Below are 19,484 nucleotides of genomic sequence, written 5' to 3'. Positions count from 1 at the left end.
CGCCCCTGGTTCAGGTGGCGTCGAGAGTGACCGTGAACGAGAACCGGTCCCCCCGGTAGTGGATGACGGCCACGTCCAGCACCCGCCCCTCGCCGTCGTACGTCACCCCGGTGTAGTGCAGGATCGGGCTGAGCAGCGGCACGTCGAGCAGCCGCGCCGTCTCCGGGTCGGCGAGCCGTGCCTGCACCGTGTCGGTGATCCGGCTGATGTCGGCCTTCACCACGTCCCGCAGCACCTTGGTCATCGGCCAGCGCACCAGGTCGTCCGGGTCGATCCGGTCGGCCAGGTCGGGCCGGACGTGGTTGACGGCGTGGTTGGTCGGCTCCCCGGTCTTCTCGTCACCGCGCAGCCGGTGGTACGCCCCGACCTCCGTGACGTCCGGGAAGTACTCGGCGAGCGCGGCCGGCACCGGCACCCGGCCGTGCTCCAGCAGTTCGGTCGTCATCCCGGACTGCTGGGCCACGATGGCGTCCACCGAGCCCAGCAGCCGCACCGGCGCCCCGCGCCGCACCCCGGGCTCGATGAACGTGCCGCGCCGCCGGTGCCGGCTGATCAGCCCCTCGTCCTCCAGCTCCTTCAGCGCCTGGCGCATCGTCAGCACACTCACGCCGTAGTGCCGCGCCAGCCGCTCCTCGGTGGGCAGCCGCAGCGGGTCCTCGGGGGAGCGGCCCAGTATCGAGGCGCGCAGCGACTGCGACACCTGGTACCACAGCGGCAGCTTGCGGTTCAGGACGATGGAGTCAGGGGCGAAGGAGGTCACGCGGCTATCCGTACCCGGCCGGGAACCCCGTGCGCAACGTCGGCCGTCACCCCCGGAAGTGCCGCTGGAGTCCCTGCCACACATCGTCGTAGCGCCGCTGGAGGTGGTCCGCCCCGGCCGCGTGCGGAGTGAGCGTCACCGGCCAGCGGGTCTCGAACATGAAGGCCAGTCCGTCGTCGACCTTGTGCGGCCGCAGCTCGGCCGCGCTCGCCCGGTCGAACGTCTCCCGGTCCGGGCCGTGCGCCGACATCATGTTGTGCAGCGAGCCGCCGCCGGGCACGAAGCCCTCCGCCTTGGCGTCGTAGGCGCCCTCGATCAGGCCCATGTACTCGCTCATCACGTTCCGGTGGAAGTACGGCGGCCGGAAGGTGTCCTCGCCCACCAGCCAGCGCGGCGCGAACACCACGAAGTCCACGCCGGCCAGGCCCGGGGTGTCCGACGGGGAGGTCAGCACCGTGAAGATCGACGGGTCCGGGTGGTCGTAGGAGATGGTGCCGATCACATTGAACCGGCGCAGGTCATAGACGTACGGCACATGGTTGCCGTGCCAGGCGACCACATCCAGGGGGCTGTGGTCGTAGGTGGCGGTCCACAGGTTGCCGCAGAACTTGTTCACCACCTCCACCGGGCCCTCGACGTCCTCGTACGCGGCGACCGGCGCCTGGAAGTCCCGGGGATTGGCGAGGCCGTTGGCACCGATGGGACCGAGGTCGGGCAGCCGGAACGGCGCGCCGTAGTTCTCGCACACATAGCCGCGCGCGGAGTCGTCCAGCAGTTCCACACGGAACCGGACCCCACGGGGGATCAGTGCCACATGGGCCGGCTCCGCATGCAGCCGGCCGAACTCGGTGTGCAGCAGCAGCCCGCCGCGCTCGGGAACGATCAGCAGCTCGCCGTCGGCGTCGGAGAAGACCCGCTCCATCGAGGCGTTGGCGTGGTACAGGTGCACGGCCATGCCGGTGCGCTGGGTCGCGTCGCCGTTGCCGCCCAGCGTCCACAGCCCGCCGAGGAAGTCGGTGCCGGCCGGGGGCTCGGGCAGCGGGTTCCAGCGCAGCCGGTTGGGGTCGGGCACCGTCTCGGCGAAGGGCGCCGTGCGCAGCGCGCCGTTGCCGGTGCGGGTGAACGGGGGATGGGCGGCGGAGGGGCGGATGCGGTAGAGCCACGAGCGCCGGTTGTGCGCGCGCGGCTCGGTGAACGCCGTACCGCTCAGCTGCTCGGCGTACAGGCCGAGGGGTGCGCGCTGCGGCGAGTTGCGGCCCTCGGGCAGGGCGCCCGGCACCGCCTCCGAGGCGTGCTCATTGCCGAACCCGGTCAGGTACGACAGCCCCTCGGCGGTCTTCCGCGCTCCCCCGTGCTCGAACGCGCTCGCGCGGGAGGTGCCCCCATCGCTCATGATCGCTCCTCGTGCTCCTGATTCCTATGCATCACCGTAGGAATGAGTGGGGGCCCGCGCAAGAGGGATTTCCGGTCCTCCCTCCGGGGTAGGGCGCGAACCAGACCTGAGACGGATCCGGGGCACCGGGGCGCTGATCTACGCTCCCGATCATGTCGTGGAAGAAGTGGACGCGCGGGCGGCTCACCGCGCTCGTGATGTGCGTCCTGCTGCCGTGGGGAGCGGCGGCGTGCGCAACCGGTGAGGCGCACGAGGGCACGGTCTCGCCGTCGCCCGCGGGAAAGGTGCTGGACAGCACCGACGAGACCGGCCGCAATCTGCGCGAGGTGCCCGAGCGGAACGCGCCCGCGGTCGCCGTCGAGGTCACCCCGGACCCGTCCGGCGGCTGGGACGTGCGGCTGAGCCTGCGGCACTTCCGCTGCTCCGCGCCCGGCACCCGGCCGGCCGCGGTCCTCGGGCGCGGACTCGTCCAGCTCTACGTCGACGGCCGCCGGGTGGCCCGGCTGCACACCCCCGCCTACCACCTGGCCGCCGACCGCGTCCCGCACGGCACCCACCAGGTCACCGCCCGGCTGTACGCCGACGACGGCACGGTCTGGGCGGTCCGGGGCAAGCCGGTCGAGAACACGGCGGACGTCACGGTCTCCGACGCGGAGACGAGCACGGGCCGCCCGCGCGGCGCGTCCACCCCGGCCGCCCGGGGCACGTGAGCCGGGGGCTCCCGTGCGGGGCGGCGGCCGGACGCGTCCAGCGGCCCGGACGGGTGGCCTGCCGCCCGGGCCCCGCTCAGTACCGACGGCCCGGTGGCCGGGGGCGGTTCGTCGGGCTGAGCGGTCCGGCGGTGTGCGGGGACGGTCGGGCGGGGCGTGGGTTCGTGGGCGTTCGGCGGCGGGGGTTGGTTGGTGCCGGTGGTCTGGTGGCTGGGATGGCGGTGTGCGTGGGCGGTTTGTCGGTCGTGCGGGGAGGCGGCTGGGTGGGGTCCGCACCGGGGGGCTCGGGGGCCGGGCGGGGCCTGTCGGTGTGGGTGGCCCTCGGCCGTGAGGTGGCGGCGGAGCGGGGCCAGGGTTCGCCGGTGCCGGTGCCGGTGCCGGTGCCGGTGCCGGTGCCGGTGCCGGTGCCCGGTTCCGTGTGGTCGGGGTCGGCCGGCGGGTGTCGGTGGTCCGGCGGCCGGGACGGTCCGGGTGGGCGGCTTGTCGGTCGTGCGGGGCCCGTCGGTGTGGCCGTGAGCGGGCGGTCGTGCGGGGCCCGGGGTCGTGGGTGCGCAGTGCCTGGTGTCCGGTCCGCGTGGCCGGAGCGGGTCCCTCGGCGCGGGCGGGGCGACGGCCGTGCGGGAACGCACTGGGCGCGGCCCGTGTTGGGGAAGTGCTCAGGGACCGGGCGGGTCCGTCCCTCGGCTGTCGGCCGGGTGCGGGGCCCGCGTCGGTGGGGGAGTGGCACCGCGACCCCGCTCCGTACCCTGAGGCGAGGTTCACGTGTCTCCGGTGGAAAGGCATCATGAAGCCCGTGCCCCATGCGACATCGCTCCGTCGCGCGCCCGTTCAGCGGCGCAGCGCCGAGCGGCTCACCCGGATCCTGGACGCCTGCGCCGGTCTTCTCGACGAGGTCGGCTACGACGCCCTGAGCACCCGCGCCGTCGCCCAGCGCGCCGGTGTCCCCATCGGCTCGGTCTACCGGTTCTTCGGCAACAAGCGGGAGATGGCCGACGCCCTCGCCCAGCGCAACCTGGAACGCTACGCCGAGCGCGTCACCGGGCGGCTGGGCAAGACCCGCGCGGGGGACTGGCGGGCCGCCATGGACGCCGTCCTGGACGAGTACCTCGCGATGAAGCGCACCGCACCCGGCTTCTCCCTGGTCGACTTCGGCAACCAGATCCCGGTCGGCTGCCGCCACGACGAGCCCAACACCCGCGTCTCCGACCGGCTCACCGAACTGCTCGCCGGCTATCTCGGCCGCACCCCCGACGCGGACCTGCGGCGGGTCTTCCTGGTCGCCGTGGAGAGCGCCGACACCCTCGTCCAACTGGCCTTCCGGATCGACCCGCAGGGCGACGAGGCGGTCATCGCCGAGACCCGGGAGCTGCTGCGGGCCTATCTGGCCCGCGTACTCGACTGAACAACCCCGCGCCTGACCTGGACTTTTGCGCTTATTGCTCGCACGTCGACATCTTGTTAACGCCGGTTGAACGGACCTAACGTCAACGCACCGCCGACCCCCAGGTGGGATGTTCAAGGGCGAACGTTAGGTATTCCATTCATGCTGACCATCCTCGGCTTCGCCATGATCGCGACCTTCCTGGTCCTGATCATGCTGAAGAAGATGTCGCCGATCGCGGCGCTCGTGCTCGTCCCCGCGCTGTTCTGCGTGTTCGTGGGCAAGGGCGGCAAACTCGGTGACTACGTCATCGACGGCGTCACCAGCCTCGCCCCCACCGCGGCGATGCTCATGTTCGCGATCGTCTACTTCGGTGTGATGATCGACGTCGGCCTCTTCGACCCCGTCGTCCGGGGCATCCTGAAGTTCTGCAAGGCCGACCCGCTGCGGATCGTGGTCGGCACGGCGGTCCTCGCCGCGATCGTCTCCCTGGACGGCGACGGCTCCACCACCTTCATGATCACCGTCTCGGCGATGTACCCCCTCTACAAGCGCCTGAAGATGTCCTTGGTCGTGATGACCGGCGTCGCCGCCATGGCCAACGGCGTGATGAACACGCTCCCCTGGGGCGGCCCCACCGCCCGCGCCGCCACCGCGCTGAAGGTGGACGCGAGCGACATCTTCGTACCGATGATCCCGGCCCTCGCCATGGGCCTGCTGTTCGTCCTCGTCCTCTCCTACGTCCTCGGCCGCCGCGAACGGGCGCGGCTCGGTGTGCTCACGCTGGACGAGGCGCTGGTGGAGGAACCCGAGACGGTCCTGGCGGGCACCGCCCCCGCCGCACAGGCCGGCGGCGGTTCCGGCGCCGGCGTCACGCACCTCCCCGACGAGCCCGCCGACGACGGCTTCCAGGGCCTGGACCCGGACCGCCCCACCCTGCGTCCGAAGCTGTACTGGTTCAACGCGCTGCTCACCGTCGTCCTGCTCACCGCCATGATCATGGAGTGGCTGCCGATCCCGGTGCTGTTCCTGCTCGGCGCCGCCCTCGCCCTGACCGTCAACTTCCCGCACATGCCGGACCAGAAGGCCCGGATCGCCGCCCACGCGGAGAACGTCCTCAACGTCTCCGGCATGGTCTTCGCCGCCGCCGTCTTCACCGGCGTCCTCCAGGGCACCGGCATGGTCGACCACATGGCGAAGTGGCTGGTGGACAACGTCCCCGACGGCATGGGCCCGCACATGGCCCTCGTCACCGGCGTGCTGAGCATCCCGCTCACGTACTTCATGTCCAACGACGGCTTCTACTTCGGCGTCCTCCCGGTGCTCGCCGAGGCGGGCCACGCGCACGGCGTCTCCTCGCTGGAGATCGCCCGCGCCTCGATCGCCGGCCAGCCGCTGCACATGTCCAGCCCGCTCGTCCCGGCCGTCTACGTCCTGGTCGGCATGGCCAAGGTGGAGTTCGGCGACCACACCCGGTTCGTGGTCAAGTGGGCCGCCCTCACCTCCCTGGTGGTGCTCGGCTCCGCGCTCCTGTTCGCCATCGTCTGATCACCTCCGGAAGGACCTCGCCCATGGCGCCCGGTGGGAACCGCGGCTGGCTGCTCCGCCTCGTCATCGCCTTCGGCTGCGCACAGGGGGCGGTGTCGATGGCCCGCCCCGCCGTCTCCTACCGGGCCCTCGCACTGGGCGCCGACGAGCGTGCGGTCGGCGTCATCGCCGGTGTCTACGCCCTGCTGCCGCTGTTCGCCGCCGTACCGCTCGGCCGCCGCACCGACCACGGCCGCTGCGCGCCCCTGCTGCCCGCGGGCGTGGTCCTCATCGCGGGCGGCTGCGCCCTGAGCGGGCTGGCCGGCTCCCTGTGGGCGATGGCCCTGTGGAGCGGGGTGATGGGCCTCGGCCACCTGTGCTTCGTGATCGGCGCCCAGTCGCTGGTGGCCCGCCAGTCCGCGCCGCACGAACAGGACCGCAATTTCGGCCACTTCACCATCGGCGCCTCCCTCGGCCAGCTCGTCGGCCCGCTCGCGGCGGGCGCCCTCGTCGGCGGCCCCGACCTCGCGCACAGCAGCGCGCTCGCCCTCGTCACGGCGGGCGCGGGCGCCGCCGTCGCGTTCACCGCGCTGTGGCGCATCGAGGACCGTACGGCCGTCACGGCACGCGCGCCGCGCGGCGGACGGGTGCCGGTCGCGGGCATCCTGCGCGCCCGGGGCGTCCCCGCGGGCATGCTGATCAGCCTCTCGGTGCTGTCCGCGACCGACATCCTCACCGCCTATCTGCCGGTGGTCGGCGAACACCGGGACATCGCTCCCGCGGTGATCGGCGTCCTGCTCGGCCTGCGGGCCGGCGCCACCATCGCCTGCCGGCTCGTCCTCACCCCGCTGCTGCGGCTGCTCGGCAGGCCCGCGCTGCTCACCGTGACCTGTCTGCTGGCGGCCCTGCTGTGCGCGGGGGTGGCGCTGCCGGTGCCGGTGTGGGCGCTCGGCGCGATGCTCACGCTCCTCGGCTTCTGCCTGGGCGTGGGGCAGCCGCTGTCGATGACGACGGTGGTACAGGCGGCGCCCGAGGAGGCCCGCTCCACCGCGCTCGCCCTGCGGCTGACCGGCAACCGGCTGGGCCAGGTCGCCGCTCCGGCCGCCGCGGGCCTGGTCGCCGGGCTGGCGGGGGTGGCGGCGCCGTTCGTGATGCTGGGCGGGCTGCTGCTGGTCTCTTCGGGGGTCGCGCTGCGCTCGCCCGGGCAGCCCCGGGAGGGGGCCGGACGGGTGACGCGGGAGCGGCGCGCGGGCCGGGGACTGCGCCGCACGAGCGATATCTGACGGCGCGCCCGGCGTCGTTGCCGGGGTCCGGGCGGGTCATGAGGCAGGGTCCAGGCGAAAGAGCGATTTGTATGAAAATCGTCTGAACCCGGAGGATTGCGCATGCCCACCCTGACACTCCCCCGTGCAGTCGGCCCCCGCGCGGGTGCCACCGTCGTCCTCACCGCCCTGGCCGCGGCGGGCGCGTCGTGGGTGGCGGCGCCGAACGCGGCGGCCCAGGGGGAGAACGGCGACATCAGGATCCACAACGCCCGCTCGACCAACCCTCCGTCGTTCATCGGCTCGGCCAAGGACGACCCGGTGGTCTGCAAGTTCTTCCTGGAGGCCGTCAACTTCGACACCCTGACCAGCATCGCGTACACGATCACGCCGCAGCCCCCGCTGCCCACCGCCGCCACCGTGACCGGCATCATCCAACTGGCCGGCGGTGCCGGGCACACCGACCCGCTGGGGCTGGCGGACGGGCAGTACAAGATCAGCTGGACCGTGGGGGCGCCCCCGGCCCTGAAGGAGAAGGTCTTCCGCGTCAACTGCCACGACGGCAAGGTGGAGGGCGCGCCCGGCGGCCAGATCGAGGACCACCAGGAGCACAACGGGGAGCACCAGGACAACGGGGGCTGGGGACAGAGCGACCACGACGGCCCGAAGGGCGGTGTGCACGCGGGCGGCGGCGGTCTCATCGACAGGGCCGCCGCGTACTCCCCGGTGGCCGCCGCGGCGGCCGTGGGCCTGGTCGCCGTCAGTGCCGCCGTGTACGTCCGGCTGATCCGCCGCCGCCCCCATGGCGCCGCGTAGACGGCGCAGGCCCTGGTACCGGACCCGCGCCTACCGCCTGGTGAGGACGGCCGTGCTGGTGACCGTCCTCGTGACGGTCGGCTCGCGCTGCGCGGGACGGGACACGCCGGCCACGGCCGGCCGGGCGGGCGGCGCGGCCGAGGCGGCGGCCCCGCCCGCGCCGCCCGCCCCGCCGCCCCGCCCGCTGCCCCGGTCCCGGCCGACCTCGTTCCGCGTGCCCTCCCTGGGCATCGACGCCCCGGTCGTCCCGCTCCGCCTGGACGCCAACCGGGAGCTGGAGACACCGCCGGTGGACCGGCCCCGGCTGGTCGGCTGGTACGAGGGCGGTCCCACGCCGGGCGAGGCCGGCACCGCGGTCGCCGTCGGCCACCGCGACACCCGCAGCGGACCCGCGGTCTTCGCCGGACTCGCCCAGGTGAAGCCGGGCAAGGCCGTCGAGGTACGGCGGGCGGACGGACGTACCGCCGTCTACTCCGTGGACCGGGTGAAGGTCTTCGACAAGGCCGGCTTCCCCGACCGGGAGGTCTACGGCACGACCGGGCGCCCGGAGCTGCGAATCATGACCTGCGGCGGCCTGTTCAGCCGACGCACCGGCTACACCAGCAACGTGGTGGTCTTCGCCCATCTGGCGGCGGCGAGATGACCGCCGGGCGCGCTGGTCCGGCGACGCCCGGCCCCCGACGATCCGGCGGCTTGACACGCGGCGAACCGGCTGGCGCCCGGTAAACCGGTGCCCAGCGGCCCGGCACTTGGCGTCTGTCGATCCGGCGTCCGTCGAACCCGGCGCGCGGCGAACCGCCCGGCGCCCGGTGAACCGGCGCCCGGCGCTCCTCGATTCGGCGGTCTGGCGGCCAGTGGACTGCCTCCGGTGAACGGATGCTCGGCGCCCCGGCGCCCCGGCGGCCAGCGGACTGCCTCCGGCGATCCGGCGCCCGGTGAACCGGTCGGCACCCAGTGGCCCGGGCTCGCCGATCCGGCGGCTTGGCGGTCCGGCGCTCGGCGAGCCGGTCGGCTCCTGGTGGCCCGGTGCTCAGCGATCCGGTGGCCAGTGGACCGCCTCCGGCGAACGGGGACACGGCGTCCCGGCGGTCAGCGGACCGCGTCCGGCGAACCGATGCTCGGCGATCTGGTGGTCCGGCGTCCGGCGAGCCGGTGCTTGGCGTCCGGCGATCCGCGGGCTGACGGTCGGCGGACCGCTTCTGGCGAACCGGCGGTCAGCGGTCCGGCGCTGGGTGATCCGGTCGGCACCCGGTGACCCGGTGGCCCGGTGGCCCGGTGCTCAGCGATCCGGTGGCCAGCCGACCGCCTCCGGCGAACGGGGACACGGCGTCCCGGCGGTCAGCGGACCGCGCCCGGCGGTCCGGCGCTCGGCGTTCAGCGGTCCGGCGCTCAGCGATCCGGTGGCCACCGGACCGCCTCCGGCGAACCGGCGCCCGGCGAACCGGTCGGCACCCAGCGGCCCACGACCGACGGCCGACGACCGGCGGCCGACGACCGGCGGTCCGCCTCCGCCCCGGCACCCGGCGAAAGGCGTGACCTGGCGCCCCGCGCCCGGCGAGCCCGTGCCCGGCGAGCCCGTGCCCAGCGAGTCCGCGCCCGGCGAACCGTGCCCATCGAACCCGGCCCGGTCGGGCCGTGGGCTTCGGGTCCGCGGTGGTCGGGTCGTCCGCGATGATGGCTCGGTACGCCCTGTGGCCAGGGAATGTCTGGCGCAACAAAACTATCACCGCTAGTTTGTGTGCCGGACGACGCGGACCTCGCCGGGAGGACACACCATGAAGGCACATGACGCCCTGTACATCGACGGCGCCTGGCGCCCCGCCGCGAGCGGGGACGTGATCGAGGTCGTCAACCCCGCCGACGAGCAGGTCATCGGCAAGGTCCCGGCGGGCGGCGCGCTGGACGTCGACACCGCCGTACGGGCCGCCCGCGCCGCCCTGCCCGCCTGGGCCGCCACACCCCCGGCCGAACGCGCCGCCCGCCTCGCCGCCCTGCACCGCGCCCTCGTCGAGCGCAAGGACGAGATCGCCGAGACGGTCACCGCCGAGCTGGGCTCACCGCTGAAGTTCTCCCAGGCCGTGCACACGGCCGTGCCCCTCGCGGTCGCCGCCTCCTTCGCCGAACTGGCCGCGAGCCACTCCTTCGAGGAGAAGGTCGGCAACTCCACGGTCCTGCACGAGCCCATCGGCGTGGTCGGCGCGATCACCCCCTGGAACTACCCGCTCCACCAGATCGTCGCCAAGGCCGCCCCGGCCCTCGCCGCCGGCTGCACGATCGTCCTCAAGCCCGCCGAGGACACCCCGCTCGTCGCCCAGCTGTTCGCCGAGGCGGTGCACGAGGCGGGCGTACCCGCGGGTGTGTTCAACCTGGTCACCGGCCTCGGCCCGGTCGCCGGGCAGGCCCTCGCCGAGCATCCCGGGGTCGACCTGGTGTCCTTCACCGGCTCCACCGCGATCGGCCGGCAGATCGGCGCGGTGGCCGGCGCGGCCGTGAAGAAGGTCGCCCTGGAGCTGGGCGGCAAGTCCGCCAACGTCATCCTGCCGAGCGCCGACCTCGCCCGGGCGGTGAACGTCGGCGTCGCCAACGTGATGTCCAACTCCGGCCAGACGTGCAGCGCCTGGACCCGCATGCTGGTCCACCGCGACCAGTACGCCGAGGCTGTCGAGCTGGCCGCCACCGCCGCCGCCAAGTACGGCGACCGGATCGGCCCGGTGGTCAGCGCCAAGCAGCAGGCGCGGGTGCGCGGTTACATCGAGAAGGGCGTCGCCGAGGGCGCCCGGCTGGTCGCGGGCGGCCCCGAGGCCCCGCACGAGCGCGGCTGGTTCGTCAGCCCGACCGTCTTCGCCGACGTCACCCCGGAGATGACGATCGCCCAGGAGGAGATCTTCGGCCCGGTCCTCACGATCCTGCGCTACGAGGACGAGGAGGACGCCCTGCGCATCGCCAACGGCACGGTGTACGGGCTCGCGGGCGCGGTCTGGGCCGGCGAGGAGGCCGAGGCGGTGGCCTTCGCGCGCCGCATGGACACCGGTCAGGTCGACATCAACGGCGGCCGGTTCAACCCCCTCGCGCCCTTCGGCGGTTACAAGCAGTCCGGCGTCGGCCGGGAGCTCGGCAGTCACGGACTCGCCGAGTACCTGCAGACCAAGTCCCTCCAGTTCTGAGGAGTCCGCGACCATGGCCGTACGAGCCGCCGTCCTGCCCGCCGTCGGTGCCCCGCTGGAGATCACCGGCATCGAGCTGCCCGACCCCGGCCCCGGACAGGTCCGGGTCCGCCTCGCCGCCGCCGGCGTGTGCCACTCCGACCTGTCCCTGTCCAACGGCACCATGCGGGTGCCGGTCCCGGCCGTCCTCGGCCACGAGGGCGCCGGCACGGTCGTCGCCGTCGGCGAGGGCGTCACCCATGTCGCCCCCGGCAGCCCCGTGGTCCTCAACTGGGCCCCATCCTGCGGCAGTTGCCACGCCTGTGGGCTCGGCGAGGTCTGGCTCTGCGCCAACGCGCTGAACGGCTCCGCCGACGTCTACGCCCGCACCACCGACGGCACCGAGCTGCACCCCGGCCTGAACGTGGCCGCGTTCGCCGAGGAGACGGTGGTCTCCGCCTCCTGTGTGCTGCCGGTGCCGGACGGGGTGGAACCGGCCGACGCCGCCCTCCTCGGCTGCGCGGTGCTCACCGGTTACGGCGCCGTCCACTACTCGGCGCGGGTCCGGGCCGGCGAGACGGTCGCCGTGTTCGGTGTCGGCGGGGTGGGGCTGGCCGCGCTCCAGTCGGCCCGGATCGCGGGCGCGTCCCGGATCGTCGCCGTCGACGTCTCGCCCGCGAAGGAGGAACTGGCCCGCGCGGCCGGCGCCACGGACTACGTCCTCGCCTCCGACACCACGCCCCGCGAGATCCGCGCCCTCACCGGCAAGCAGGGCGTCGACGTGGCCGTGGAGTGCGTGGGCCGCGCGGTCTCCATCCGCGCGGCCTGGGAGTCCACCCGCCGGGGCGGCCGGACCACGGTCGTCGGCATCGGCGGCAAGGACCAGCAGGTCACCTTCAACGCCCTGGAACTCTTCCACTGGGGCCGCACCCTGTCCGGTTGCGTCTACGGCAACAGCGACCCCTCCCGCGACGTGCCCCTCCTCGCGGAGCACATCAGGCAGGGCCGCCTCGACCTCTCCACCCTGGTCACCGACCGCATCACCCTGGAGGACATCCCGGCGGCCTTCGACAACATGCTCGCGGGGAAGGGCGGCCGGGCGGTGGTGGTGTTCTGAGGCCGGCCCTCACCGCAGCGCACCGGACGGGATGCCGAGCAGGTCGGACATGACCCGCTCGCCGACGGGAGTGATCCGCACGGCCCGTCCGCTGCCCACCCGCACGCACCACCCGGCCTCCAGCGCCCGCCGGCACAGCGCCGCCCCCGCCGCCCCGGCGAGATGGGGGCGGCGCTCGGTCCAGTCCAGGCAGGCGCGGGCGAGCGGGCGGCGGCCGGCGGCGCCGAGCGGGATGCCGGCCGCGCCGAACCACTCCAGCCCGGCGTCGGTCAGCGCGAACCCGGTGTCCTGCCGCAGCAGCCCCCGCTCGGTCAGCGCGTCGGTGACCACGATGCCCAGCCGCCCGGCGAGATGGTCGTAGCAGGTCCGCCCCCGGGCCAACGCGGCTCCGGCGCTCGCCTCGCGCAGCCCCCGGGGAGGCCGCCGTGCCTCCGCCGCGGGCACCTGCGCGGCGAGATCCTCCACCAGCTGCGCCACCCGCGGGCCGGCCAGCCGTACGTACCGGTGCCGTCCCTGCCGCTCCTCGGCGAGCAGTCCGCCGGCCACCAGCCGGTGCAGGTGCTCGCTCAGCGTGGAGGGGGCCACCCCGGCGTGCCGGGCCAGCTCGCCGGCCGTCCACGCCCGCCCGTCCAGCAGTGCCAGCAGGCACGCGGCCCGCGTCCGGTCGGCGATCAGCCCGGCCAGCGCGGCGAGGCCGTCGGCCAGGGGGTCCTCGATGCTCATGCCTCCAGCATGGGACATCCATGCTTCGGCGGTCGCCGAAGCGTCACACCCGTACCCGCTCGTACTGCTGCGCCAGCCCGTCCAGCAGCGCACCGAGGCCCGTCTCGAAGGCCCGCTCGTCGATCTTCTCCTGCTGTTCGGCGAGCAGATGGGCCTGCCCCAGGTGGGGATAGTCGGCCGGATCGTAGGCGCTCGCGTCGTCCACGAAGCCGCCGGCGAACGAACCGAGCGCCGAGCCCATGATGAAGTACCGCATCAGCGCGCCGATGGAGGTGGCCTGGGCCGGCGGCCAGCCGGCGTCGACCATCGCGCCGTAGACCGCGTCGGCCAGCCGCAGCGCGGCCGGGCGGCGGCCAGGGCCCCGGGCGAGGACCGGGACGATGTTCGGATGGTCGCGCAGGGCGGCCCGGTAGGAGACCGCCCAGTCGTGCAGCGCCGTCCGCCAGTCGCGGCCGTCCTCGAACACCGACAGGTCGACCTGCGCGCTCACCGAGTCCGCGACGGCCTCCAGGATCTCGTCCTTGGTGCGGAAGTGGTTGTAGAGCGAGGGCCCGCTCACCCCCAGCTCGGCCGCGAGGCGCCGGGTGGAGACGGCCGCCAGGCCCTCCCGGTCCACGAGGTCCCGGGCCGTCTCGACGATCCGGTCGGGGCTGAGGAGGGGCTTGCGCGGTCGGGCCATGGCGCACATAGTAGGGCTGCGAACCAGAAACTAGCAGTGCTAATTTAAATGTACGGCTTTCAAGAGCCGTCGACGGATCCGTTCGGTGTGTGGGGTGATCTCGTGGTGAACCTGGGGCTCAGCGAGGAGCAGGCGGCCGTGCGGCAGCTCGCCCGGGACTTCGTGGAGCGCGAGATCGCCCCGCACGTGGTCGCCTGGGACCGCGCCGAGGAGGTGGACCGGGGCATCGTCAAGAAGCTCGGCGACGTCGGCTTCCTCGGTCTGACCATCGACGAGGAGTACGGCGGCTCGGGCGGCGACCATCTCGCGTACTGCCTGGTCACCGAGGAGCTGGGCCGCGGCGACTCCTCCGTGCGCGGCATCGTCTCCGTCTCCCTCGGGCTCGTCGCCAAGACCGTCGCCGCCTGGGGCAGCGAGGAGCAGAAGCGGCGCTGGCTGCCCGGGCTCACCGCGGGCGAGTACGTCGGCTGCTTCGGCCTCACCGAGCCCGGTACCGGCTCCGACGCGGGCAGCCTCACCACCCGCGCCGTGCGCGACGGCGACGACTACGTGGTCAACGGCAGCAAGATGTTCATCACCAACGGCACCTGGGCGGACGTCGTCCTGCTCTTCGCCCGCTCCACCGACGCCCCCGGCCACAAGGGCGTCTCCGCCTTCCTGATCCCCACCGACACGCCCGGCCTGACCCGCCGCACCATCCACGGCAAGCTGGGCCTGCGCGGCCAGGCCACCGCCGAACTGGTGCTGGAGGACGTGCGCGTGCCCGCCTCCGCCCTGCTCGGCACGGAGGGCAAGGGCTTCAACGTCGCCATGTCCGCGCTCGCCAAGGGCCGGATGTCCGTGGCCGCCGGCTGCGTCGGGATAGCCCAGGCCGCGCTGGACGCGGCCGTCGCCTACGCGGGCGAGCGCGAGCAGTTCGGCACCCCCATCGCCCACCACCAGCTGGTGCAGGAACTGCTCAGCGACATCGCCGTGGACGTGGACGCGGCCCGCCTGCTGACCTGGCGGGTCGCCGATCTGATCGACCGCGGGGAGCCGTTCGCCGTGGAGTCGTCCAAGGCCAAGCTGTTCGCCTCCGAGGCCGCCGTCCGCGCCGCCAACAACGCCCTCCAGGTCTTCGGCGGTTACGGCTACATCGACGAGTACCCGGTCGGCAAACTGCTGCGCGACGCCCGCGTGATGACCCTCTACGAAGGCACCAGCCAGATCCAGAAGCTGCTCATCGGGCGGGCCCTGACCGGAGTGTCGGCTTTCTGAGTACCTCCTGAGTACTCCGGCGGATGTCCCGGGCGCCGCGGGCGCCGATGCTGGGGCCATGAGCGACACACCGGTCAGACAGCAGAGCACGACCGCCTTCTACGGCCAGGCCGTGGCCTCCTTCTCGGTCGCCCTGGCGGCCACCGGCATCGGCATCCTCCGGCTGGAGGCGAGTGCCTGGATCCGCGGCTTCCTGGCCATCGCCGTGCTGTACCTCGTCACCTCCGCCTTCACCCTCGCCAAGGTGATCCGCGACCGGCAGGAGGCCGGGCAGCTGGTCAGCCGGGTCGACCAGGCCCGGCTGGAGAAGCTGCTCGCCGAGCACGACCCCTTCGACAAGGTCTGAGCGGCCACACTAAGCGCCCGCTCACCGTCGGCGGTATGGTGGTGCTCCTGTCACCGAGAGGGGCGAGCGAGCGATGAGTACGGCGGAGGAGACGACCGGCGGCGAAGTGGAGCCGTGGGAAGAGGTCACCCCGGACGCGGCCCGGCGGCTGCTCGTCGCCGCCGTGGAGGCCTTCGCCGAGCGCGGCTACCACGCCACGACGACCCGGGACATCGCGGGCCGCGCCGGCATGAGCCCGGCCGCGCTGTACATCCACTACAAGACCAAGGAAGAACTGCTCCACCGGATCAGCCGGATCGGCCACGACAAGGCCCTCGGCATCCTGCGCGCCGCCGCCCGCCGCGAGGGCACCGCCAAGGAGCGGCTGGCCGACGCGGTCGCCTCCTTCGTCCGCTGGCACGCGGGGCGGCGCACCACCGCGCGGGTCGTGCAGTACGAGCTGGACGCCCTCGGCCCCGACGCCCGCGCGGAGATCGTCGCGCTGCGCCGCCAGGTGGACGCGGAGGTGCGCCGGATCATCGAGGAGGGCGTGGCCGCCGGCGAGTTCGACGTCCCGGACGTGCAGGGCACCACGCTCGCCGTGCTGTCGCTGTGCATCGACGTGGCCCGCTGGTTCAACGTGGCCGGCCCGCGCACCCCCGAGGAGGTCGGCGCGCTCTACGCCGACCTCGTCCTGCGCATGGTCGGGGCCCGCTAGACCCCGTCGGCTACAGGTAGTAGCGGGACACCGACTCCGCCACGCACACCGGCTTGTCGCCGCCCTCGCGCTCCACGGTGAACGCGACCGTCACCTGCACACCGCCGGTGACGTCCTCGACGCCGGTGATCGTCGCGGTGGCGCGCAGCCGGGAGCCGACGGGGACGGGGGAGGGGAAACGGACCTTGTTCGTGCCGTAGTTGACGCCCATCTTCACGCCCTCCACCTGGATGAGCTGCGGCCCGAAGAGGGGCAGCAGCGACAGGGTGAGATAGCCGTGCGCGATGGTGGTCCCGAACGGCCCGGCGGCGGCCTTCTCGGGGTCCACGTGGATCCACTGGTGGTCGCCGGTCGCCTCGGCGAACAGGTCGATCCGCTTCTGGTCGACCTCCAGCCAGTCGGTGTACCCCAGCTGCTCGCCCACGGCCGCCCTCAGCTCGTCGGGGGAGGTGAAGGTCCTCGGTTCTGCCATGTTCCCGGCCTCTCGCTCGCATCTCTAAGCAACTGCTTAGCATGGTCGGGTGGCGGGGCGATGTCAACGGAGGCGGGGCCGGTGGGGCAGGGGGTCTCTGTAATCTCTGAGGGGTGCCCCAGATTCCCGAGAAGATCCACGAGCTGACCGTCGGCCAGTTGTCCGCGCGCAGCGGAGCCGCGGTGTCCGCCCTGCACTTCTACGAGTCCAAAGGCCTGATCTCCAGCCGGCGCACCTCCGGCAACCAGCGCCGGTACAGCCGCGACACCCTGCGCCGGGTCGCCTTCATCCGCGCGGCCCAGCGGGTCGGCATCCCCCTGGCCACGATCCGCGAGGCCCTGGCCGAACTGCCGGAGGGACGCACGCCGACCAAGGAGGACTGGGCACGGCTGTCGGAGATGTGGCGCTCGGAACTGGAGGAGCGCATCCAGCAGTTGAACCGGCTGCGCGACCAGCTCACCGACTGCATCGGATGCGGCTGCCTGTCCCTGAAGACCTGTGCCCTGTCCAACCCGGATGACGTCTTCGGCGACCGGCTGACCGGGTCCCGGCTGATGGCGGAACGCCGCTGACGCCCCTGGGCGGTGCCGGTCGGGACACGTGCGCGGGGAACCGTGCATGTACCGGCGGCGCCGCGCGCCTCTGCCGGGGTGGGAGCGAGGGTGTGGGGGGAATCGTGTACCGGCGGAGAGCCGCGCGTCTCTGCCCGGGTATGGGGGGTGTGCCGCTGACGTGCCGGGGTGGGGGCAGTGCGCGGGGGGCCGTGTGCCGGCGGCGTGGCGCGCCTCTGCCGGGGTGTGGCGGGCGTGCTGCTGATGTGCCGGGATGGTGTCGGGTGGGGACACGTGCGCGGGGGAACCGCGCACCGGCGGCGCCCCGCCTCCACCCCCGGGTGTGGCGGGCGGGCCGGGGCGAGGGTGTGGGGGGAATCGTGTACCGGCGGAGAGCCGCGCGTCTTTGCCCGGGTATGGGGGGTGTGCCGCTGACGTGCCGGGGTGGGGGCAGTGCGCGGGGGGCCGTGTGCCGGCGGCGTGGCGCGCCTCTGTCAGGGTGTGGCGGGTGTGCCGCTGACGTGCCGGGGTGGGGGCAGTGCGCGGGGGGCCGTGTGCCGGCGGCGTGGCGCGCCTCTGCCGGGGTGTGGCGGGCGTGCTGCTGATGTGCCGGGATGGTGTCGGGTGGGGACACGTGCGCGGGGGAACCGCGCACCGGCGGCGCCCCGCCTCCACCCCCGGGTGTGGCGGGCGGGCCGGGGTGGGGGTGTGGGGGGAATCGTGTACCGGCGGAGAGCCGCGCGTCTTTGCCCGGGTATGGCGGGTGTGCCGCTGACGTGCCGGGGTGGGGGCAGTGCGCGGGGGGCCGTGTGCCGGCGGTGTGGCGCGCCTCTGCCGGGGTGTGGTGGGCGTGCTGCTGATGTGCCGGGATGGTGTCGGGTGGGGACACGTGCGCGGGGGAACCGCGCACCGGCGGCGCCCCGCCCCCACCCCGGGTGTGGCGGGCGGGCCGGGGCGGGGGTGAGGGTGTGGGGGAATCGTGTACTTGCGGGGCTCCGTGCCTTACCCGGGCGCGGCGGCCACGCCGAACCGTGGCGGCCACGCCGAATCCCGTGGCGGCCACGCCGAATCCCGTGGCGGCCACGCCGAATCCCGTGGCGGCCACGCCGAACCCCGCGGCGGACGGAGCGGCCGGGCGCCCCTCGCCGCCGTCACCCCCCGCCGCGCCGCACCCGGGCTCGTTCGGTCACCGCCTCCGCCACCAGCCGGGCGTTGGACCCGGCCCGCCGGCCGTCGGGCAGCAGCAGGGTGTCCTCCAGGCCGATCCGGGTGGCCAGGCCCAGCCGGACCGCGAGCCGGAACACCGGCCAGGTGCCGCCCTCCTCGCCGTGCAGCAGCACCGGGCGGCCGTGCGCCTCGCCCAGTTCCGCCAGCAGTGCCCGGGCCGACCTCTCGGCGGTCGCCGGGTCCGGGTCGGTCACCTCGGCCAGCACCCTGAGCACCCGCGGCCCGAGCGGCGAGGCCGCGAACCGGCCCGCTCCGCCGGTGCCGGACCAGAGGCCCGCCTCCACGCCCACGCCCCGGGCCAGCAGTTCCGCCGCGACCGCAGAGGCGCCCGGTTCATGCCAGTTGACCGAGGCGAAGTCGGGCAGCACCGGCCAGGAGCGCACCCGGTCGAGCCGGGCCGCCGGGTCGGGCTCCGCCCAGGCGCCGGTGGTCACGCCGACCGGTACCGGCACCCGCGCCCGTATCGCCTCGATCGCCGGGGCGACGACGCGCGGGGAGAGACTCTCGCGCCCGCACGGCGTCCGGGGATGGACATGCACCGAGGTCGCACCGGCCGCCACCGCCTCGGCGGCGCAGCGGGCCAGCTCCCGCGGGGACATCGGGACGCCCACGCCGTCGGCGGCCGACCGGCTCCCGTTGAGACACACCTGCACCATGCCCTGCTGGTGCCCGCCGTCGCGCACAACAGTGCCCGTCCGCGGGCCGGGCTCGCGCGGAAGGGGTGCGGCATCCCCTGCGCACCCCCGCGCCTCGCCGCGCCTCGCCGCCCGTCCGGCGGTCAGGCCGGGGTCAGCTGGCGGTCCCGGCGCGCGTGCCGCAGGGCCCGGGGGCTGAGGACGGGAGACGGGACCAGGATGCCGCAGTCCGCGCAGACCGGGCCGGACGACGGCTCGTGGTCCAGGCCGTACTTCCAGGCCAGCTGCTCCCCGCCGCACACCGGGCACGACGAGCCCGGCTCCCGCTCCAGCGCGGCGATCAGCCGGCGCAGCACCTCCGCCAGCGGCGCGCGGGGGTGCACCCGCGGATCGTCGCACCAGGCGACCCCGAACCCGCCCCAGGTCAGCCGGTGCCAGTCGTCCACACTGCCCGGCCGGCGCAGCCCGTCGTGCTTCTCTCTCCTGCGCCGCTCCGTGAAGTCCGTCTCGTAGGCGAGCCAGACGTCACGCGCCTCCTCCAGCTCCTCCAGCGCGGCCACCAGCCGCGCCGGATCGGGGGAGCGGTCCTCGGGCCCGAACCCCGCCCGGGAGCACAGATGGTCCCAGGTCGCCCGATGCCCGTAAGGGGCGAACTTCTCCAGGCACTTGCGCAGCGAGTACCGCCGCAGCGCCAGATCACATTCCGGGTCGCGTACCTGTCTCGCCAGACTCCGGAAACCGGCCATCGCCCTGCACCTCCGTCACACCTGCACCTGTACTCCGGTCAC

General features: G+C 74.0%; 19 protein-coding genes. 12 read left to right on the top strand and 7 right to left on the bottom strand.

The genetic code is table 11. The features are described from left to right. Positions 1 to 10: 10 nt before the first annotated feature. Both AB0E62_RS26860 and hmgA read right to left on the bottom strand, forming a co-directional pair. Positions 11 to 760 (bottom strand): GntR family transcriptional regulator, encoded by a 750-nt coding sequence (locus AB0E62_RS26860; protein ID WP_362198888.1) that lies wholly within the window; start codon positions 758 to 760, stop codon positions 11 to 13. Positions 761 to 806: 46 nt separating this feature from the next. Continuing rightward, positions 807 to 2,153, bottom strand: a complete 1,347-nt coding sequence (gene hmgA / locus AB0E62_RS26855; protein WP_362198885.1) for a homogentisate 1,2-dioxygenase — start codon at positions 2,151 to 2,153, stop codon at positions 807 to 809. A gap of 152 nt (positions 2,154 to 2,305) precedes the next feature. On the opposite strand from hmgA, the gene AB0E62_RS26850 reads away from it, so the two are divergent. From AB0E62_RS26850 to AB0E62_RS26815, 8 genes are all read left to right on the top strand, one after another. Further along, a complete protein-coding gene (locus AB0E62_RS26850) occupies positions 2,306 to 2,863 on the top strand; it encodes a hypothetical protein (protein ID WP_362198882.1) in 558 nt (185 codons plus the stop codon). Positions 2,864 to 3,647: 784 nt separating this feature from the next. Then, on the top strand, positions 3,648 to 4,265 hold the full coding sequence (locus AB0E62_RS26845; protein ID WP_362198879.1) for a TetR/AcrR family transcriptional regulator: 618 nt from the start codon (positions 3,648 to 3,650) through the stop codon (positions 4,263 to 4,265). 141 nt (positions 4,266 to 4,406) lie between these two features. Further along, positions 4,407 to 5,792 carry a citrate:proton symporter gene (locus AB0E62_RS26840; RefSeq protein ID WP_362198876.1) on the top strand — a complete coding sequence of 462 codons (1,386 nt, stop codon included), beginning with the start codon at positions 4,407 to 4,409 and terminating at the stop codon, positions 5,790 to 5,792. 23 nt (positions 5,793 to 5,815) lie between these two features. Further along, positions 5,816 to 7,054, top strand: a complete 1,239-nt coding sequence (locus AB0E62_RS26835; RefSeq protein WP_362198873.1) for an MFS transporter — start codon at positions 5,816 to 5,818, stop codon at positions 7,052 to 7,054. Between the two features lie 102 nt (positions 7,055 to 7,156). Next, positions 7,157 to 7,849 carry a hypothetical protein gene (locus AB0E62_RS26830; protein ID WP_362198870.1) on the top strand — a complete coding sequence of 231 codons (693 nt, stop codon included), beginning with the start codon at positions 7,157 to 7,159 and terminating at the stop codon, positions 7,847 to 7,849. Next, the gene (locus AB0E62_RS26825) at positions 7,836 to 8,492 is read left to right on the top strand and encodes a class F sortase (RefSeq protein WP_362198867.1); all 657 of its coding nucleotides are present in this window, start codon (positions 7,836 to 7,838) and stop codon (positions 8,490 to 8,492) included. The genes AB0E62_RS26830 and AB0E62_RS26825 overlap by 14 nt, the downstream gene beginning before the upstream one ends. Before the next feature lie 1,132 nt (positions 8,493 to 9,624). Continuing rightward, entirely contained in the window at positions 9,625 to 11,013 is a 1,389-nt protein-coding gene (locus AB0E62_RS26820; protein WP_362198864.1) for an aldehyde dehydrogenase family protein, read from the top strand. Positions 11,014 to 11,026: 13 nt separating this feature from the next. Beyond that, complete coding sequence (locus tag AB0E62_RS26815) at positions 11,027 to 12,109, top strand: Zn-dependent alcohol dehydrogenase (protein ID WP_362198861.1); 1,083 nt, start codon at positions 11,027 to 11,029, stop codon at positions 12,107 to 12,109. 9 nt (positions 12,110 to 12,118) lie between these two features. Here the strand turns inward: AB0E62_RS26815 and AB0E62_RS26810 are convergent, their stop codons facing one another. After that, positions 12,119 to 12,832 carry a winged helix-turn-helix domain-containing protein gene (locus tag AB0E62_RS26810; protein WP_362198858.1) on the bottom strand — a complete coding sequence of 238 codons (714 nt, stop codon included), beginning with the start codon at positions 12,830 to 12,832 and terminating at the stop codon, positions 12,119 to 12,121. Between the two features lie 43 nt (positions 12,833 to 12,875). Further along, positions 12,876 to 13,511 (bottom strand): TetR/AcrR family transcriptional regulator, encoded by a 636-nt coding sequence (locus tag AB0E62_RS26805; RefSeq protein ID WP_362198855.1) that lies wholly within the window; start codon positions 13,509 to 13,511, stop codon positions 12,876 to 12,878. 105 nt (positions 13,512 to 13,616) lie between these two features. Here AB0E62_RS26805 and AB0E62_RS26800 point away from each other — a divergent pair, with 105 nt between their 5' ends. From AB0E62_RS26800 to AB0E62_RS26790, 3 genes are all read left to right on the top strand, one after another. Then, positions 13,617 to 14,768 (top strand): acyl-CoA dehydrogenase family protein, encoded by a 1,152-nt coding sequence (locus tag AB0E62_RS26800; RefSeq protein ID WP_362199109.1) that lies wholly within the window; start codon positions 13,617 to 13,619, stop codon positions 14,766 to 14,768. Between the two features lie 58 nt (positions 14,769 to 14,826). Beyond that, positions 14,827 to 15,114, top strand: a complete 288-nt coding sequence (locus tag AB0E62_RS26795) for a YiaA/YiaB family inner membrane protein (RefSeq protein WP_362198852.1) — start codon at positions 14,827 to 14,829, stop codon at positions 15,112 to 15,114. Between the two features lie 73 nt (positions 15,115 to 15,187). Then, positions 15,188 to 15,811 carry a TetR/AcrR family transcriptional regulator gene (locus AB0E62_RS26790; RefSeq protein ID WP_362198849.1) on the top strand — a complete coding sequence of 208 codons (624 nt, stop codon included), beginning with the start codon at positions 15,188 to 15,190 and terminating at the stop codon, positions 15,809 to 15,811. 10 nt (positions 15,812 to 15,821) lie between these two features. Here AB0E62_RS26790 and AB0E62_RS26785 read toward each other — a convergent pair whose 3' ends face one another. Further along, entirely contained in the window at positions 15,822 to 16,283 is a 462-nt protein-coding gene (locus AB0E62_RS26785; RefSeq protein ID WP_362198846.1) for a MaoC family dehydratase, read from the bottom strand. 113 nt (positions 16,284 to 16,396) lie between these two features. On the opposite strand from AB0E62_RS26785, the gene soxR reads away from it, so the two are divergent. Beyond that, on the top strand, positions 16,397 to 16,855 hold the full coding sequence (gene soxR, locus AB0E62_RS26780) for a redox-sensitive transcriptional activator SoxR (RefSeq protein WP_362198843.1): 459 nt from the start codon (positions 16,397 to 16,399) through the stop codon (positions 16,853 to 16,855). 1,130 nt (positions 16,856 to 17,985) lie between these two features. Here the strand turns inward: soxR and AB0E62_RS26775 are convergent. Further along, entirely contained in the window at positions 17,986 to 18,717 is a 732-nt protein-coding gene (locus AB0E62_RS26775) for a 3-keto-5-aminohexanoate cleavage protein (protein ID WP_362198840.1), read from the bottom strand. A gap of 122 nt (positions 18,718 to 18,839) precedes the next feature. Next, positions 18,840 to 19,442 (bottom strand): hypothetical protein, encoded by a 603-nt coding sequence (locus tag AB0E62_RS26770; protein WP_362198837.1) that lies wholly within the window; start codon positions 19,440 to 19,442, stop codon positions 18,840 to 18,842. Positions 19,443 to 19,484: the final 42 nt, after the last annotated feature.

Source organism: Streptomyces sp. NPDC038707 (genome assembly GCF_040636485.1).
Lineage (GTDB): Bacteria > Actinomycetota > Actinomycetes > Streptomycetales > Streptomycetaceae > Streptomyces.
The sequence above is the reverse complement of the archived record's forward strand: the minus strand, read 5'-3'. Positions and strand labels throughout refer to the sequence as shown.

Excerpts from the sequence above, each read along its gene's own strand:
- AB0E62_RS26775 (WP_362198840.1), bottom strand. The coding sequence starts at position 18,717 with ATGGTGCAGGTGTGTCTCAACGGGAGCCGGTCGGCCGCCGACGGCGTG.
- AB0E62_RS26810 (WP_362198858.1), bottom strand. The coding sequence starts at position 12,832 with ATGAGCATCGAGGACCCCCTGGCCGACGGCCTCGCCGCGCTGGCCGGG.
- AB0E62_RS26830 (WP_362198870.1), top strand. The coding sequence starts at position 7,157 with ATGCCCACCCTGACACTCCCCCGTGCAGTCGGCCCCCGCGCGGGTGCC.
- AB0E62_RS26840 (WP_362198876.1), top strand. The coding sequence starts at position 4,407 with ATGCTGACCATCCTCGGCTTCGCCATGATCGCGACCTTCCTGGTCCTG.
- AB0E62_RS26845 (WP_362198879.1), top strand. The coding sequence starts at position 3,648 with ATGAAGCCCGTGCCCCATGCGACATCGCTCCGTCGCGCGCCCGTTCAG.
- AB0E62_RS26850 (WP_362198882.1), top strand. The coding sequence starts at position 2,306 with ATGTCGTGGAAGAAGTGGACGCGCGGGCGGCTCACCGCGCTCGTGATG.
- AB0E62_RS26790 (WP_362198849.1), top strand. The coding sequence starts at position 15,188 with ATGAGTACGGCGGAGGAGACGACCGGCGGCGAAGTGGAGCCGTGGGAA.
- AB0E62_RS26770 (WP_362198837.1), bottom strand. The coding sequence starts at position 19,442 with ATGGCCGGTTTCCGGAGTCTGGCGAGACAGGTACGCGACCCGGAATGT.
- AB0E62_RS26785 (WP_362198846.1), bottom strand. The coding sequence starts at position 16,283 with ATGGCAGAACCGAGGACCTTCACCTCCCCCGACGAGCTGAGGGCGGCC.
- AB0E62_RS26825 (WP_362198867.1), top strand. The coding sequence starts at position 7,836 with ATGGCGCCGCGTAGACGGCGCAGGCCCTGGTACCGGACCCGCGCCTAC.
- AB0E62_RS26820 (WP_362198864.1), top strand. The coding sequence starts at position 9,625 with ATGAAGGCACATGACGCCCTGTACATCGACGGCGCCTGGCGCCCCGCC.
- AB0E62_RS26795 (WP_362198852.1), top strand. The coding sequence starts at position 14,827 with ATGAGCGACACACCGGTCAGACAGCAGAGCACGACCGCCTTCTACGGC.
- AB0E62_RS26805 (WP_362198855.1), bottom strand. The coding sequence starts at position 13,511 with ATGGCCCGACCGCGCAAGCCCCTCCTCAGCCCCGACCGGATCGTCGAG.
- hmgA (WP_362198885.1), bottom strand. The coding sequence starts at position 2,153 with ATGAGCGATGGGGGCACCTCCCGCGCGAGCGCGTTCGAGCACGGGGGA.
- AB0E62_RS26815 (WP_362198861.1), top strand. The coding sequence starts at position 11,027 with ATGGCCGTACGAGCCGCCGTCCTGCCCGCCGTCGGTGCCCCGCTGGAG.
- AB0E62_RS26835 (WP_362198873.1), top strand. The coding sequence starts at position 5,816 with ATGGCGCCCGGTGGGAACCGCGGCTGGCTGCTCCGCCTCGTCATCGCC.